Below are 15,315 nucleotides of genomic sequence, written 5' to 3' on the forward strand. Positions count from 1 at the left end.
ACGTGACCTACTGTGTGACCGTGCCCGAGGTCGACCTGGGATTTCCCCGCTCCTTCGTGGAGTTCGCGAACCCCGACGACGCCACCGAGGTCTTCCGCTGCGACCTCACGTGGCTCACGTCGCGGTGGACCTGCATCTTCGGCGCCGGCTGCCCTGGCATCTACGCGGACGCCCCCGACTCGGGCTGCTGCACCCTCGGGGCCCACTTCAGCGACGAGGACGACCACGCCCGGGTGGCCGGCTTCGTGGAGCGGCTGGACCCCACCGAGTGGGAGCTGCACGACCTGGGGCACCGCGACGGGTGGACCGAGCGCGACCAGGACGGCGAGCTGAAGACGCGCGTCGCGGACGGCGCCTGCATCTTCCACAACTCCCGCGACTTCCCCGGCGGCTACGGCTGCGCGCTGCACGCCCACGCCCTGGCCACCGGCCTCGAGCCCCACACGACGAAGCCCGACGTGTGCTGGCAGCTGCCCCTGCGACGTCAGTTCCGCGAGGTCGACCCGGGCGACGGCTCGTCCTACACCGAGGTCAGCATCGGCGAGTACACCCGCGCCGGGTGGGGCCCGGGCGGCGCCGACCTCGACTGGTACTGCTCGTCGAACACCGAGGCCCACGTGGCTGCCGACCCGGTCTACGTCGGCAATCGCGCCGAGCTGACGGCGCTGATGGGCGAGGCCGGCTACGCCGAGCTCGTCGTCCACTGCGAGCGCTTCGTCGCGGCGGGACGGCCGGTGCCGCACCCCGCCGACCCAAGGTGACCCTGACTGCGACCGCGATCACATGACGGGCAACAATGCCGTATGCACCTCGATCATCTGTCGTTCGCAGTCGGTCCGGCCGGTCTCATCGAGACCACGACCGAGCTGAGTGAGAAGTTCGGCGCCGTGTTCCAGGCCGGCGGCGTCCATCCCCGCTTCGGCACCAACAACATGATCCTGCCGCTGAGGAACCGTCAGTACCTCGAGGTCGTCGAGGCGCTCGAGCACCCCGCCTCCGACAAGGCGCCCTTCGGCCAGGCCGTCAAGGCACGCTCCGAGCTCGGCGGCGGCTGGATGGGCTGGTGCGTCTCGGTCGACGACATCACGTCCGTGGAGCACCGCATCGGCCGTCACGCCGTGCCGGGCAACCGCCACCGTCCCGACGGCTACAACCTCACGTGGCAGCAGATCGGCGTCCACGGCATGCGCGCGGATCCGCAGCTGCCGTTCGTCATGAGCTGGGGCGTGCCGCCCGAGGAGCACCCCTCGCAGATGGCCGAGACCGAGATCGCGCTCGTCGGCCTGGAGATCGCCGGAAGCCCCGAGCGCCTGGCCGACTGGCTGGGCGAGCCGGCCGTCGGCGCCCTCGAGCAGATCGAGGTCCGGTGGGTCGCCCCGAACGGCGCGCCGGGCATCCTCGCGGCCGAGTTCGAGACGCCCGACGGGACCGTCCGCATCTGATCCCGAGGTCTGTCGGACCTCGCGTCTAGGCTCCTTCCATGCCACCGAAGACCGCCTCCGCGTTCGCCTGCTCCGAGTGCGGCTGGACCACCGCCAAGTGGGTCGGCCGCTGCGGCGAGTGCCAGGCGTGGGGCACCGTCGACGTCGTCGGCGGCAGTTCGCGCAACGGCCGCACGACGGCCGGCCCGGTCTCCAGCCCCGCCGTCCCGATCGCCCAGGTCACCGCCACGGAGGCGGCCTCCGTGGGCTCGGGCATCCCCGAGCTCGACCGCGTCCTCGGCGGTGGTGTCGTCTCCGGTGCCGTGATGCTGATGGCGGGCGAGCCGGGCGTGGGCAAGTCCACGCTGCTGCTCGAGGTGGCCGCACGCTGGGCCCGCGCCGGCCGCCGCACGCTGTACGTCTCGGGCGAGGAGTCCGCCGCCCAGGTCCGGCTGCGTGCCGAGCGCACCGGCGCCCTGGCCGACGAGCTCTTCCTCGCCGCCGAAACCGACCTCGGCGGCCTGCTCACCCACATCGACGCGGTCAAGCCCAGCCTGCTGATCGTCGACTCGGTCCAGACCATCGGGTCGGCCTCGATCGAGGGCGTCCCCGGCGGTGTCACCCAGGTGCGTGAGGTCGCTGCCACGGTGATCGGGCGCGCCAAGGCCGAGGGCATCGCCACCCTCCTGGTCGGCCACGTCACCAAGGACGGGTCGGTCGCCGGCCCCCGCGTCCTCGAGCACCTCGTCGACGTCGTCCTGCAGTTCGAGGGCGACCGCACCAGCCGGCTGCGGCTGCTGCGCGCCACCAAGAACCGGTTCGGCCCGGTCGACGAGATCGGGTGCTTCGACCTCGTCGACGCCGGGATCGTCGAGGTGCCCGATCCGACGGGGCTGTTCGTCTCGCGTCACGAGTCCCCGGTCCCGGGCACGTGCGTCACGGTCACGATGGAGGGGCGCCGGCCGCTGCTGGCCGAGGTCCAGGCCCTCACCGTCGCCGCCACCACGCCGTCGCCCCGGCGCTCCTCCAGCGGCCTGGACTCCTCCCGCGTCGCGATGCTGCTGGCGGTGCTGAGCAAGACCGGTGTCTCGCTGGGCAACCAGGACGTCTACACCGCCTCGGTCGGCGGTGCCCGCCTGCACGAGCCGTCGGTCGACCTGGCCGTTGCGCTGGCCGTCATCTCGGCCGCGGGTGGCTCGCCGCTGCCCGGCGGGCTCGTCGCCATCGGCGAGGTCGGACTCGCCGGCGAGGTCCGTCCCGTGCGCGGGCTGGAGGCCCGGCTGCGCGAGGCCGCGCGGATCGGCTTCACCCACGCGATCGTCCCCATGGGCAGCGAGAACCTCGACCGCGTAGGCCTCAAGGTGCTGCGAACCGGAGATCTGGCCGCCGCGCTCCGGGCGCTGCCCTAGGATGAGGCGACCACGTCCATGACCGAGAGCGGGGGATGTCGTGGCGGTTCCGGACCTGAGGGCCACACTCACCTCCGTCGCGCCCGGAACGGCGCTGCGTGAGGGACTCGAGCGCATCATGCGCGGGCGCACCGGCGCCCTGATCGTGATCGGCCAGGACCGGATCGTCGACTCGATCTCCACGGGCGGCTTCGCCCTCGACGTGCCCTTCACGGCCACCGGCGTCCGCGAGCTGGCGAAGATGGACGGCGCGATCATCCTGGACTCCTCGGCCACGCGGATCATGCGGGCCGCGGTGCACCTCATGCCCGACCCGTCGATCCCCACCACCGAGTCCGGCACCCGCCACCGCACCGCCGAGCGCGTGGCCCGGCAGACCGGCGTCCCGGTGATCTCCGTGTCGGCGTCGATGCACACGATCGCGCTCTACCAGGACGACCAGCGCTACGTCCTCGAGGAGCCCACGGTCGTCGTCAGCCGCGCGAACCAGGCGCTGCAGACGCTCGAGCGCTACCGCACCCGCCTCGACGAGGTGTCCGACGCGCTCTCGGCGCTCGAGGTCGAGGACCTCGTCACCGTCCGCGACGTCACCGCGGTGGCCCAGCGTCTCGAGATGGTGCGACGCATCTCGGACGAGATCGACATGTACGTCCTCGAGCTCGGCTCCGACGGCCGCCTGCTGTCGCTGCAGCTCAACGAGCTCGTCGGCGGGGTCGAGTCCGAGCGCACCCTCGTGGTGCGCGACTACCTGCCCGCCGGCGCCGACGACCAGGTGGTCAAGGTCCTCGACGAGCTGGCCGCGCTGGAGTCGCAGGAGGTGCTCGACCTCGGTGTCGTCGCCGCCGCCCTGCAGATCGGCGACGGCAACTCGCTCGACGCCTCGGTCTCGCCGCACGGCTACCGGCTGCTCGCGCGCATCCCGCGCCTGCCCGGCTCGGTGGTGGAGCGCCTCATCACGCACTTCGGCACGCTGCAGCGCCTGCTGGGCGCCAGCCTCGACGACCTCCAGGCCGTCGAGGGCGTGGGCGACCTGCGGGCCCGCGGCGTGCGCGACGGCCTCTCCCGCCTCGCCGAGTCCAGCATTCTGGAGCGCTACGTCTGAGAATGCGGCGGCTCAGGTGGGCAGATCGGCCACGGCGCGGTCGTCGGACGCGTAGTACTCCGCGAGGATCTTCTGCGCGACGCGGGCGCCGCTCTCCTCGAGGCGCCACCTCCCGCCGGGCAGCCGCCCCAGCACCCGGTGCCGCGCCGAGTTGGCCACCCAGAGCATCACGTGCGCCCACGGAGGTCGCCACGGCAGTCCGAGCTCGCGCATGCTCTCGCGGCCGAGGAACAGGCTCAGCATGCTGAGGGTGCGCTCGGTCTTCCAGCGCCCGTGCGGCAACCGGCCGAGCACGGCGATGATGTCCTGCGAGAGCCGCGGTCCCGCTTCGGTGATCCCGTCCTGGGCCAGCACGACGTGGTAGTTGATCCGCTGGCGCTCGCGTTCGGAGTCCACCAGCCACGGCTCGTCCACGCCCATCAGCCAGCCCACGTACTTCCACAGGTGCATCACGGCACGTGAGTCGTCCTGGCCCACCGGCACCCCGAGCGCCTTCACCCCGATCAGCACCGTGCCGTCGAACAGGCCGAGCGTGCCCGCCTGGTCGGCCTGGTTGATCGGCAGGCCCCACCGCTCGACGTCCCACCGCGGCTCGAACGTGTGGTTCACCAGCGCGTGCATCGCCCGCACGTGCGCCGTCGTGCGCCAGCCCTCGCCGTGCACGTCGAGGCCGCCGGCCGTCGTCACCGCCACCGCCCACGACTGGGTCTCGGCGAGCCGACGCTGCGTGCTCTCCCCGGCCAGCGCTCCGGTCGCCACGAGCAGGTCCGGAGGCCCGCCGAACCGGTAGCCGCCGATCAGCGAGAGCTGCAGCAGCACGTCGGCCGCGTTCCGCCCGAAGCGCCGGAAGACCCGCGCCCCCTCCTCCACCAGGTCACGGTTGAGCCAGGGCGGGTCCTCCCGCAAGGTCCCCACGAACTCCGCGAGCGCGGGCGGCGCCTCGGCGTCGACGCCGTGCTCCAGCGCGGAGCGGAACTGCGCCATGGACACGCGCTCGGGATCGCCGACCGGCAGGCGCATCGCCGCAGCCAGCCGAGCGCCCAGCTCGTCGCGCTGGGTGAACCCCCGGCCGATCCGCGCCATCAGGAGCTCGTCGACCTCACGCACCCCGGCGAGGACCTTGAGCACCCGGCCCAGCCTCACGTTGCGCTCTCCCCCGGCCCGGAAGCGGGCGGGCGGACTCTGGACCGTCGTCATGACGACACCGTGACACGAGTAATTGCTCGCATACAATTCGCGTCATGGCCCTGAGGAAGCTCCCCCGTCAGCAGCGCTCGCGCGACATGGTCGACCGGATCGTCGCCGCGGCCCGCGAGGTGCTGGTGGCCGACGGCTACGACCGGCTCACCACGAACCGCGTGGCCGACCGGGCCCGGGTGAGCCCCGGCTCGCTGTACCAGTACTTCCCCGACAAGGCCTCGATCGTCGAGGAGGTCACCGCGCGGTACGTCGACCGGCTCGCCGAGGACGTGGTCGCCTCACTGGTCGACCACGTGCACGAGGATCCCGAGGCGATGGCCCGGGCGACGGCCGAGGCCCTGCTTTCGGCACTCGAGCGCGACCCCACACTGCTGCGCGTGGTGTGGCAGGAGCTGCCGGCGTCGCGTCACCTCGACGACCGACTCGGCCTGGAGCGACGGGTGCGCGACGTGCTGCGCGCCTACCTCGGCGGCCGGCAGCCTCCCGGCGCCCGGCGTCGCGACCCGGCCCGCTCCTCGTGGCTGATCGTCCTGGCGGTGGAGTCGCTGGCCGTGAGCTTCGTGCTGGACGACGATCCTCCCCTGACTCGCGAGGAGCTCGTGGAGGACCTCGTCGCCCTCGGCCTGACCTGGTGGTGACCGCGCCACAACAGACGAGCGCCCGGCCGAAGCCGGGCGCTCGTCAGTGAATGGGTTGCTGCGTCAGGAGGCGAGGACCTCGTCGAGACGGATCTCGGCCTTGTCCTCGTTCGTGTTCTCGGCGAGCGCGAGCTCGGAGACGAGGATCTGACGCGCCTTGGCCAGCATCCGCTTCTCGCCGGCCGAGAGGCCGCGCTCGTGATCGCGGCGCCAGAGGTCGCGCACGACCTCGGCCACCTTGAGGACGTCGCCGGAGTGCAGCTTCTCCAGGTTCGCCTTGTAACGTCGGGACCAGTTGGTGGGCTCCTCGACGTGCTCGGCACGGAGCACGCTGAAGACCCGCTCGAGTCCTGCTTCATCGACCACGTCGCGGACGCCCACGAGATCGACGTTGTCGGAGGGGACGCGGACGACCAGATCGTTCTGAGCGATGATCCGGAGAACGAGGTACGTGCGGTCCACGCCCTTGATGTTCCGGACCTCGATGTCTTCGATCACCGCCGCGCCATGATTGGGGTACACGACGGTTTCGCCGACAGAGAAAGCCATGGAGAAAGCACCTTTCCTAGGTGACCAGAATAACATGGCGGAACGAGTACCCTGCCTGCCTTCGCTCCCGGGTGCCCCGGATACCATGCCTGCGTGAGCACACGTCGCACCCTTGCCGCCATCGCCCTGGCCGTCGCCGCCCCGTTCGCGCTCTCCGCCTGCGGCACCAGCTTCGGCGCCCAGACGAACCAGCAGTACCAAGCCGCTGTCGGCTCGAACCTGCGCACGGGCCCGATCGGCGTCTACAACGGACTATTCGTGGACAACGCCGACGGCACCGCCACCTTCTCCGGCGGCCTGCTGTCCACCGAGAACCAGACCATCGAGTCGGTCACGGTCGACGGCGCCGCGAAGAAGCTGGCCCGTCCGATCACGCTGAAGCCCGACACGCTGCTGACGCTGGGCACGGCGGGCGAGATCGTCGTCAAGAGCGACATCGCGGCCGGCGACTACGTGGTCATCAGCTTCGCGGCCACCCCCGGTGGGGACGTCAGCATCGAGGTCCCGGTCGTGGCCCGCACCGAGATGTACGCCGACGTCGCGAAGCGGCCCACCGGCGAGGCCAAGGCCGTCCAGGAGCAGGAGTCCGACCCGGCCGAGGGCGGCGAGGACCAGTCCGACGTCGAGCAGAAGGACACGTCCCCGCCCTCGTCGTGATCCTCACCCCGAGCACGACGAACGGCCCCGGCGATCGCCGGGGCCGTTCGCGTTCCGCAGGTCAGGCGACGGGAAGCTCGCCCGTCACGAGGTAGACGACGCGGCGGGCCATGCTGACGGCGTGGTCGCCGATGCGCTCGTAGTAGCGACCCAGCAGAGCGAGGTCGATCGCCGTGTCGACGCCGTGCTCCCACGTCCCGTCGAGCAGGACCCGGAAGAGCTCCTGGCGCAGGCGGTCCATCTCGTCGTCCTCGATCTCGAGCTCGGCGGCCGCGCCGAGGTCGCGCTCGGAGACGATCCGGGCAGCCGACCCGATCATCGAGTGGGCGACCCGCGCCATGTCACGGATGAGCGGCTGCACCGGCAGCGGCACGGCCGCCTCGGGCGCGCGGCGGCGGGCGATCTTGGAGACGTGGACGGCCAGCGCGCTCATGCGCTGCAGGTCGGCCACCATCCGCAGGGTCGAGACGAGCTGCCGCAGGTCGGTGGCGACGGGCTGCTGGGTCGCCAGCAGCACGAGGGCCCGCTCCTCCACCTCGTCGATCGCCTCCTCGATGCCACGGTCGGAGCCGATGACCGCCTCGGCGGTGGCGATGTCGGTGTCGAGCAGTGCGGTCGTGGCGTCGGCCACCGCGGTTCGCACCCGGTCGGTGATGAGGACGAGCTCGTCGACGATGACGTCGAGCTGCTCGTAGTACTGGTCGCGCATGGCTCGACGGTAGGCGCGCCGCATGAATGCGAGACGACCTGCGGTGAACGGGGGGTGAACGCCAGCGGAAACCGTGCCTCTCGGGCCCGCCGCGATGGTGGCCGGCGCGTGTCGTCGGCCTACGATCGGTCCCGTGGAGGTCTCCCAGATCCTGGCCGGCGCTGCCGGCATCGTGCTCGGCGCCGTGATCACGTACGTGTGGCGGTTCTCCGAGCGATCCCAGGAGGTCGTCCCGCCCGCTCCCGCCGCGGCCGTCCCGCCGGACATCGCGACCGTGCTGTCGGTGCTGCGGTCCTCGGCCGTGGTCCTCGACCAGGAGGAGCGCGTCCTGCGCGCCTCCGCGCCGGCGATCGCTCTCGGCCTGGTCACCGACGACGACCGGCTGCGCAGCGGTGAGCTGCTCGACCTGGTCCGGCAGGTCCGCCGCGACGGCGAGGTCCGCGAGGACGAGTTCGAGATCCGCATCCGCCGCCGGCCGCTCGTCTACGTCCGCGCCCGGGTCGCGCCGCTGTCGCACGGGCTCATGCTCGCTCTCGTGGAGGACCGCACGAGCGAGCAGCGCGTCGAGGCCCTGCGCCGCGACTTCGTCGCCAACGTCAGCCACGAGCTGAAGACCCCCATCGGCGCGATCAGCCTGCTCGCCGAGGCGGTCAGCGAGGCGCGCGACGACCCCGAGGCGGTCGACCGGTTCGCGGGCCGCATGCAGACCGAGGGTGAGCGCCTGACTCGCCTCGTGCAGCAGATCATCGACCTGTCCCGGCTGCAGGCCGACGTCGCCAGCGACGATGCCGCGCTCGTGAAGGTCGGCGAGCTCGTGGCCGAGGCGATCGAGCACTCGCTCACCGACGCGGAAGCCAAGTCCATCGCCATCTCGCAGGACGTCCAGCCCGACCTCTACGTCCAGGGCGACCGGGCCCAGCTGCACGCCGCGGTCAGCAACCTCGTCGAGAACGCCGTCACCTACAGCCCCGACAGCTCGGTCGTCGCGGTCTCCGCCACGGGCGACGGCGAGGACATCCGCATCACCGTCTCCGACCACGGCGTGGGCATCCCGCCGGAGGAGCAGGACCGGATCTTCGAGCGGTTCTACCGGGTCGACCCGGCGCGCGCCCGCGCCACCGGGGGCACGGGCCTGGGCCTGTCGATCGTCAAGCATGTCGCCGCCGGCAACGGCGGCTCCGTCGAGGTCTGGAGTGAACCAGGCCTCGGTTCGTCCTTCACGCTGGTACTGCCGGCGCGGGACGTCGATGAAGGAGAGTTCGAGTGACCAAGGTCCTGATCGTCGAGGACGAGGCCAGCTACAGCGAGGCCCTGTCGTACGTCCTGCGCAAGGAGGGCTACGACGTCGCGGTCGCCGAGACCGGCCCCGACGCGCTGACCGCGTTCGAGCGCGGCGGTGCCGACATCGTCCTGCTGGACCTCATGCTGCCGGGGCTGTCGGGCACGGAGGTGTGCCGCACGATCCGCCAGACGTCCTCGGTGCCGATCATCATGGTCAGTGCGAAGGACACCGAGGTCGACAAGGTCGTCGGGCTCGAGCTGGGAGCGGACGACTACGTCACCAAGCCCTACTCCCCGCGTGAGCTGGTGGCGCGGATCCGGGCGGTGCTGCGTCGCGGCGCGCCCGAGGAGGTCGACGACGACGCGGTGATCGAGGTCGGCGGCGTTCGGATGGACGTTGACCGTCACCTGGTCACGGTCGACGGCGGAGAGGTGAAGCTGCCGCTCAAGGAGTTCGAGCTGCTCGAGTTCTTCCTGCGCAACAGTGGTCGCGTCCTGACCCGCGGCCAGCTGATCGACCGGGTGTGGGGCGCCGACTACGTGGGCGACACGAAGACCCTCGACGTCCACGTCAAGCGCCTGCGCGCCAAGATCGAGGACGACCCGGCCCACCCCACGATCCTCACGACCGTGCGGGGGCTGGGCTACAAGTACGCCTAGTCAGCGGCCCTGGTTGGCCACGGCGGCGATGGCGGCCGCCGCGGCGTCGGGGTCGAGGTACTGGCCCCCGCGCTGCGTGGGCTTGAGGTCGTCGTCGAGGTCGTAGACCAGCGGGATGCCGGTGGGGATGTTCAGTCCCACGACCTCCTCCTCACCGAGCCCGTCGAGGTGCTTCACCAGCGCGCGCAGCGAGTTGCCGTGCGCGGTGACGAGCACCGTCTTGTCGGCGCGGAGGTCGGGAACGATCTGGTCGTACCAGTACGGCAGCATCCGCACGAGCACGTCGGCCAGGCACTCGGTGCGCGGCATCAGCTCGTTCGGCAGGTCGGCGTAGCGGGCGTCGCCCACCTGGCTGAACTCCGAGTCGTCGGCCAGCGCCGGCGGGGGCGTGGAGTACGAGCGCCGCCACGTCATGAACTGCTCCTCGCCGAACTCCTCGAGGGTCGCCTTCTTGTCCTTGCCCTGCAGGGCGCCGTAGTGGCGCTCGTTGAGGCGCCAGCTGCGCTTCACGGGGATCCAGTGGCGGTCGATGCCGTTCAGGGTGATCTCGGCCGTGCGGATCGCGCGCCGCAGCAGCGAGGTGTGCGAGACGTCGGGCAGCAGGCCCGCCTCGCGCAGCAGCTCCGGGGCGCGCAGCGCCTCCTGGAGCCCCTGCTCGTTGAGGTCGACGTCGACCCATCCGGTGAACAGGTTGAGGGCGTTCCACTCGCTGTGACCATGACGCAGCAGGATCAAGGTGCTCATGGCGACAGCCTAGTGCCGCGCCCGGGAGCCCGGCTCAGGACTGCGCGGTGATGGACTGCAGGGCCCGCAGGTAGTCGTCCTGCGAGTGCACGCCCGCGAGCGTGTAGCGCGCCTCGACCACGACGAACGGCGCGGCGTCGGCCCCGATGGCGGCGGCGGTGGTCCGCTGCTCCCCCACCTCGACCACCAGCTCGTCGCTCGCCAGGAGGGCCTCGGAGGTCTCCAGGTCGAGCCCCACGAGGGCGGCACGGCTGGCCAGCACGAAGCCGTCGGCGATGTCGGCGCCCTCGAGGAAGTGGGCCCGCCACAGCTGGTGCAGGAGCTCGCGCTGGACCTCGGGCCCGGACTCCGCCGCCCACGTCAGGAGGCGCCACGCGTCGGTGGAGTCGGCCGGCACCACCTCGTCGACGTTGAGGTCGATGCCGGTGATGCGAGCGGCGGCGACGACGTCGTCGGCCGGGGCGGAGGCGTCGAAGGTGGCGGCCCGATAGGAGACCTCGACCGGCTCACCGGTCAGGATCGTGAACAGCGCCGCGGCGCGCTCGAAGCGCACGGCGCCGACGTAGGACCAGGCGCCGACGACGTCGGCGAAGACGATGGCTTTCACGGCTCAGTCCTGGGGACGCAGGTGGCGGAACGCGTCGAGGTTGCGCGTGGGCTCACCCCGGGACTCGCGCCAGCGCCACTCCTTGCGGATGCTCGAGGCGAAGCCGAGCTCGAGGATCGTGTTGAAGGACTCGTCAGCGTACGACAGCACCGAGCCCAGCAGGCGGTCGAGCTCGTCGGCGGTGACCGCCTCCAGCGGCAGCCGGCCGTCGAGGTAGATGTCGCCCGCGGAGTCGATCGCGAAGGCGACGCCGAACAGCTTGAGGTTGCGCTCCAGCATCCAGCGGTAGACGGCCTCGTGGTTCTCGTCGGGGTTGCGCGCCACGAAGGCGTGGACGCCGAGCGCGTGCCGGCCCACCTCGAGGCGGCACGTGGTCTTGAGCTTGCGTTCCCCCGGCAGCTCGACCTCGAACACGTCCTGCCCGTGGCGCACGTACTCCAGGCCGGCGTCGTCGAGCGAGCTGACGATCACGTCGCGAACGTCGGTCATCCTGCCTCCTCCCGCGCCGCCTCGCGATCGTGCAGGGCGGCGGCATAGACGTCGAGGGTGCGCTCGGCGGTGACGTCCCAGCCGAACGACTCCGCGTGGCGCACGGCCTTGGCGCCGGCGTCGGACCGGAACTCCGGGTCGGCGAGGTACGGCCGCAGCGCCGCCGCGTAGGCGGCCGGGTCGTGCCCGTCGACGAGCGTGCCGGTGACGCCGTCGGCGACGGCCGTGGTGAGGCCGCCGACCGCCGCGGCGACCACGGGGGTGCCGCAGGCCTGGGCCTCGATCGCGACGAGCCCGAACGACTCGCTGTACGACGGGACGCAGACGACCGCGGCCCGCGAGTACCAGGTGGCCAGCTCGGCCTGGGTGACCGTGGGGACGAACTCCACCCGGTCGGCGATGCCCAGCTCGTGGGCGAGGTCGGTGAGCTCGGTGGGGCGGTCCAGCCCGCTGCCGGACGGCCCGCCGATGATCGCGACCCGGTGCGGCACGTCGAGCAGCGCCGAGGCGTGCAGCACCACGTCGGGTGCCTTGAGCGGCTGGATCCGGCCGGCGAAGACCACGAGCGGCGGCTCGTCGTCGGGCTCGCTCGCGCTGAAGACGTCGAGGTCGACACCGGGGTGCACGACCGCGACCGCGCGCGGGTCGGCCTCGTACAGGTCGATCAGCTCGCGCCGCTCCTCGGCGGTGTTGGCGATCAGCCGGTCGGCGAACCGGACGATCTCCTCCTCACCGGCGACCCGGCCGACGGGCTCGGGACGGTCGCCGGCCGCGAGCGACGCGTTCTTGACCTTGGCCATCGTGTGCATCGAGTGCACGAGCGGGACGCCCCAGCGCTCGCGCAGGACCGTGCCGACCTGGCCCGAGAGCCAGTAGTGGGAGTGGACGAGATCGAAGTAGCCCGGCTCGTGCCAGGCCTCGACGCGCAGCACGTCGCGGACGAACGAGCAGAGCTGGCTCGGCAGGTCGCCCTTCGTCAGTCCCTCGAAGGGACCGGCGGCGACGTGGTGCACGCGGATGCCCTCGTCGGCCTCGACGACCGGAGGCAGATGGCGGGAGGTGGCCCGGGTGAAGACCTCGACCTCGATGCCGCGGGCGGCCAGCCGGCGCGAGAGCTCGAGGACGTAGACGTTCATGCCGCCCGCGTCGCCGGTGCCCGGCTGGTCGAGGGGGGAGGTGTGCGCCGACAGCATTGCGACACGACGGATCCCTCGGGCAGCCATGCGATCCATTCTGGCACGCTGTCCCCATGCCCACAGCCGTCGTCACCGGAGCCAGCAGCGGGATCGGCGAGGCCACGGCCCGCGCCCTGTCGGCCGCCGGCTACACCGTCCTGGCCGCCGCCCGCCGACGCGACCGCATCGAGCGGCTCGCCGAGGAGATCGACGCCATCGCACTGCCGTGCGACATCACGAACCCCGACGACGTGGCCCGGCTGGCCGAGGCCGTCGGCGACCGGCTCGACCTGCTCGTCAACAACGCCGGCGGCGCGAAGGGCCTCGAGGACGTCACCGAGGCCGACCTGGACGACTGGCGCTGGATGTACGAGACGAACGTCCTCGGCACCGTCGCGGTGACGAAGGCGCTGACGCCGGCGTTGATCAACTCCGGTGCCGGCACGATCATCAACGTCGGCTCCACCGCGGGCCGGGTGACCTACGAGGGCGGCGGCGGCTACACCGCGGCCAAGCACGCCCTGGCCGCCGTCACCGAGACCCTGAGGCTCGAGCTCAACGGACAGCCCGTGCGGATCACGGAGATCGCGCCGGGCATGGTCCGGACCGAGGAGTTCAGCCTGACCCGCTTCGACGGCGACAGCACGCGCGCCGACGCCGTCTACGCGGGCGTGGACGAGCCGCTCGTGGCCGAGGACATCGCCGACGCGATCACGTGGGTCGCCACGCGGCCGCGGCACGTGGACGTCGACCTGATGGTCATCAAGCCGGTCGCCCAGGCCGCGCAGTGGAAGGTGCACCGCCGGCCCCAGTGAGTGGCAGGGCCGGCGGGTCCTCTCAGTCGGACGCGGGAGCGTCCGCGCTGGCCGGGTTCTGCGGCGTGGCCGGAGGTGACGTGGGCGACGTGGTCCCGGTGGCGGTCGTGGCCTTGCGCGCGGCGGTCTTGCGGCCCGGCGAGGCCGTGCGCTTCGCGGTGGACGTCGCGCCGGCCTTCTTCGCCGGCGCCTTCTTGGTCGCGGTCTTCTTCGCGGTCGCGGTCTTCTTCGCGGTCGCGGTCTTCTTCGCGGTGGTGGTCTTCTTCGCCGGGGACTTCGTGGCGGGCGTCTTCCTGGCGGCGGCCGGGCGCTTCGCCGCGGCCTTCACGGCCGGCTCCGGCGTCACCTCGGCCGTCGGAGCGGTGCCGGGCACCTCGGGGTCGACGGGCCCGCTCGCGTCCGACGCGGCCAGTGCCTCGCCGGCGAAGGAGAGCCTGTCGTCGGCCTCGGTGGCGGAGTCCGGCAGCGTGGCCTTCTTCGCGGTCGTCTTCTTCGCCCCGGCCTTCTTCGCCGGAACGCTCTGTGCCGCAGCCTCGCCCAGGGGGTCGCCGTGCGGCCGGTCCGAGCCGGTCTCGGCCGGGGCCGCGGTGGCCTCGGCCGGCGGCGGCGTGGCCGAGCCTCCGGGCTTGACGAGGTCGGGGGCGAGGCGGGCGACCATCGCGGTCAGGTCGGCGATCTGCTTCGCCGTCGTGTCGCGGACCTGGGCCACCTCCTCGCGCACCTTCTTCAGCTCGGCGGAGGACGACCGGGTGGCCTTGTCGATCTGCTGGGCCGCCGCCTTCTCGGCCGCCTTGCGGACCTTCTTGAGCTCACCTCGCAGGTCGTTGATCGTGGAGATCGTGTCGCGGAGCTTCTTCTCGACCTTGCTCTTGGCCATCGGGGGATCCTCTCGGTGGTGCGGAGTCGGTGCTGCCAGCCTAGGAGGATCGGGGCTCATGCGCCCGCCGCGTCTCAGTGCGTGCCGGCCTCGGTGCGGCCTCGGTCGATCGTGCCGTCGGGCTTCCACCCGGGCGGGCCGAGCACGTAGCCGACCTTCTCGCGCCACGTGGACGCCGACCTCACGTCGGCGGCCATCTTGCGGTAGTCGCCGTACTGCAGCGTGAGGATGTTGTAGGTCTCGACCGGATGCGTGAGCCCGTATCGCGGACGGTGCAGCTCGCGCTGGAAGGTGCCGAACATCCGGTCCCAGACGATGAGGATGCCGCCGTAGTTCTTGTCGAGGTACTCGGGGTCGGAGCCGTGGTGCACGCGGTGGTGGGAGGGGGTGTTGAACACCCACTCGATCGGCCGCGGCAGCTTGCCGACGACCTCGGTGTGCACGAAGAACTGGTAGATCAAGTTGATCGCGAAGGCGGCGAACAGGGTCCACGGCGCGAACCCCAGCAGCGGGAGCGGCAGCCAGAAGAAGAACTCGAACCACGGGTTCCACTTCTGCCGCAGCGCGGTCCCGAAGTTCATGAACTCGCTGGAGTGGTGCGACTGGTGGCCGGCCCAGCCGATCCGCACGCGGTGGCTGAAGCGGTGGTGCCAGTAGTAGCAGAAGTCGAGTCCGACGAGCAGCGCCGGCCAGTACCACCAGGCCGAGACGTCCAGCTCGAACAGGGCGAAATGGGCGAACACGAAGACGAACGCGAAGAACGTGATGATCTTGAAGACCGTCAGGAACAGGATCGAGCCGATGCCCATCGAGATCGAGGTGCGCGCGTCCTTGAAGGCGTAGCCCGTGACGTTGTCGTCGTGGTCGAGCCACTTCAGCGCTGCCAGCTCGATCGCGATGCTCAGCACGAAGAACGGCACCGCGTAGGTCAACGGGTTCTTCATCGGGTCCAGGAGTTCGGCCAGCACCCCATCACGATACG

General features: G+C 71.5%; 18 protein-coding genes. 9 read left to right on the plus strand and 9 right to left on the minus strand.

The genetic code is table 11. The annotated features are described in order from the left end of the window. Positions 1-20 precede the first annotated feature (20 nt). From B2363_RS11060 to disA, 4 genes are read left to right on the plus strand one after another with little or no spacing between them, the layout of a single operon-like run. On the plus strand, positions 21-761 hold the full coding sequence (locus B2363_RS11060) for a hypothetical protein (protein WP_181754264.1): 741 nt from the start codon (positions 21-23) through the stop codon (positions 759-761). Positions 762-803: 42 nt separating this feature from the next. Beyond that, positions 804-1,442: a VOC family protein gene (locus B2363_RS11065; protein ID WP_181754261.1), complete on the plus strand. Its 639-nt coding sequence runs from the start codon at positions 804-806 to the stop codon at positions 1,440-1,442. A 38-nt stretch (positions 1,443-1,480) separates the two neighbouring features. Next, on the plus strand, positions 1,481-2,830 hold the full coding sequence (gene radA / locus B2363_RS11070; RefSeq protein ID WP_181754259.1) for a DNA repair protein RadA: 1,350 nt from the start codon (positions 1,481-1,483) through the stop codon (positions 2,828-2,830). Between the two features lie 40 nt (positions 2,831-2,870). Beyond that, the gene (gene disA, locus B2363_RS11075; protein ID WP_181754257.1) at positions 2,871-3,932 is read left to right on the plus strand and encodes a DNA integrity scanning diadenylate cyclase DisA; all 1,062 of its coding nucleotides are present in this window, start codon (positions 2,871-2,873) and stop codon (positions 3,930-3,932) included. Between the two features lie 12 nt (positions 3,933-3,944). Here disA and B2363_RS11080 read toward each other — a convergent pair whose 3' ends face one another. Next, the gene (locus B2363_RS11080; RefSeq protein ID WP_286930184.1) at positions 3,945-5,129 is read right to left on the minus strand and encodes an oxygenase MpaB family protein; all 1,185 of its coding nucleotides are present in this window, start codon (positions 5,127-5,129) and stop codon (positions 3,945-3,947) included. Between the two features lie 44 nt (positions 5,130-5,173). Between B2363_RS11080 and B2363_RS11085 the strand changes: the two genes are divergently transcribed. After that, a complete protein-coding gene (locus B2363_RS11085) occupies positions 5,174-5,770 on the plus strand; it encodes a TetR/AcrR family transcriptional regulator (protein WP_286930187.1) in 597 nt (198 codons plus the stop codon). A 63-nt stretch (positions 5,771-5,833) separates the two neighbouring features. Here B2363_RS11085 and B2363_RS11090 read toward each other — a convergent pair whose 3' ends face one another. Then, positions 5,834-6,319 carry a CarD family transcriptional regulator gene (locus B2363_RS11090; protein WP_181754253.1) on the minus strand — a complete coding sequence of 162 codons (486 nt, stop codon included), beginning with the start codon at positions 6,317-6,319 and terminating at the stop codon, positions 5,834-5,836. A gap of 93 nt (positions 6,320-6,412) precedes the next feature. Here B2363_RS11090 and B2363_RS11095 point away from each other — a divergent pair, with 93 nt between their 5' ends. Further along, positions 6,413-6,976, plus strand: a complete 564-nt coding sequence (locus B2363_RS11095; protein WP_286930190.1) for a hypothetical protein — start codon at positions 6,413-6,415, stop codon at positions 6,974-6,976. A gap of 61 nt (positions 6,977-7,037) precedes the next feature. On the opposite strand, the gene phoU is transcribed toward B2363_RS11095, so the two are convergent. Then, positions 7,038-7,685, minus strand: a complete 648-nt coding sequence (gene phoU, locus B2363_RS11100) for a phosphate signaling complex protein PhoU (RefSeq protein WP_181754249.1) — start codon at positions 7,683-7,685, stop codon at positions 7,038-7,040. Between the two features lie 133 nt (positions 7,686-7,818). Between phoU and B2363_RS11105 the strand changes: the two genes are divergently transcribed. Next, entirely contained in the window at positions 7,819-8,952 is a 1,134-nt protein-coding gene (locus B2363_RS11105; protein ID WP_286930193.1) for a sensor histidine kinase, read from the plus strand. Beyond that, positions 8,949-9,626: a response regulator transcription factor gene (locus B2363_RS11110; RefSeq protein ID WP_078699966.1), complete on the plus strand. Its 678-nt coding sequence runs from the start codon at positions 8,949-8,951 to the stop codon at positions 9,624-9,626. The genes B2363_RS11105 and B2363_RS11110 overlap by 4 nt, the downstream gene beginning before the upstream one ends. On the opposite strand, the gene B2363_RS11115 is transcribed toward B2363_RS11110, so the two are convergent. The 4 genes from B2363_RS11115 to mshA are packed head-to-tail and all read right to left on the minus strand — an operon-like array spanning position 9,627 to position 12,689. Further along, the gene (locus B2363_RS11115) at positions 9,627-10,370 is read right to left on the minus strand and encodes a phosphoglyceromutase (protein WP_286930197.1); all 744 of its coding nucleotides are present in this window, start codon (positions 10,368-10,370) and stop codon (positions 9,627-9,629) included. 34 nt (positions 10,371-10,404) lie between these two features. Next, a complete protein-coding gene (locus B2363_RS11120) occupies positions 10,405-10,977 on the minus strand; it encodes a DsbA family oxidoreductase (RefSeq protein ID WP_286930199.1) in 573 nt (190 codons plus the stop codon). 3 nt (positions 10,978-10,980) lie between these two features. Then, positions 10,981-11,466, minus strand: a complete 486-nt coding sequence (locus B2363_RS11125; RefSeq protein ID WP_181754237.1) for a YbjN domain-containing protein — start codon at positions 11,464-11,466, stop codon at positions 10,981-10,983. Beyond that, positions 11,463-12,689 carry a D-inositol-3-phosphate glycosyltransferase gene (gene mshA, locus B2363_RS11130; protein ID WP_286930202.1) on the minus strand — a complete coding sequence of 409 codons (1,227 nt, stop codon included), beginning with the start codon at positions 12,687-12,689 and terminating at the stop codon, positions 11,463-11,465. The genes B2363_RS11125 and mshA overlap by 4 nt, the downstream gene beginning before the upstream one ends. Positions 12,690-12,715: 26 nt before the next feature. On the opposite strand from mshA, the gene B2363_RS11135 reads away from it, so the two are divergent. Next, positions 12,716-13,456: an SDR family NAD(P)-dependent oxidoreductase gene (locus tag B2363_RS11135; RefSeq protein WP_286930204.1), complete on the plus strand. Its 741-nt coding sequence runs from the start codon at positions 12,716-12,718 to the stop codon at positions 13,454-13,456. Positions 13,457-13,478: 22 nt separating this feature from the next. Here B2363_RS11135 and B2363_RS11140 read toward each other — a convergent pair whose 3' ends face one another. Both B2363_RS11140 and B2363_RS11145 read right to left on the minus strand, forming a co-directional pair. After that, the gene (locus tag B2363_RS11140) at positions 13,479-14,333 is read right to left on the minus strand and encodes a hypothetical protein (protein WP_286930207.1); all 855 of its coding nucleotides are present in this window, start codon (positions 14,331-14,333) and stop codon (positions 13,479-13,481) included. 74 nt (positions 14,334-14,407) lie between these two features. Beyond that, positions 14,408-15,301 (minus strand): sterol desaturase family protein, encoded by an 894-nt coding sequence (locus B2363_RS11145; protein ID WP_286930209.1) that lies wholly within the window; start codon positions 15,299-15,301, stop codon positions 14,408-14,410. Positions 15,302-15,315: the final 14 nt, after the last annotated feature.

The sequence above is a fragment of the Aeromicrobium sp. UBA7512 genome (assembly GCF_002476985.1).
GTDB classification, from domain to species: Bacteria; Actinomycetota; Actinomycetes; order Propionibacteriales; family Nocardioidaceae; genus Aeromicrobium; species Aeromicrobium phoceense.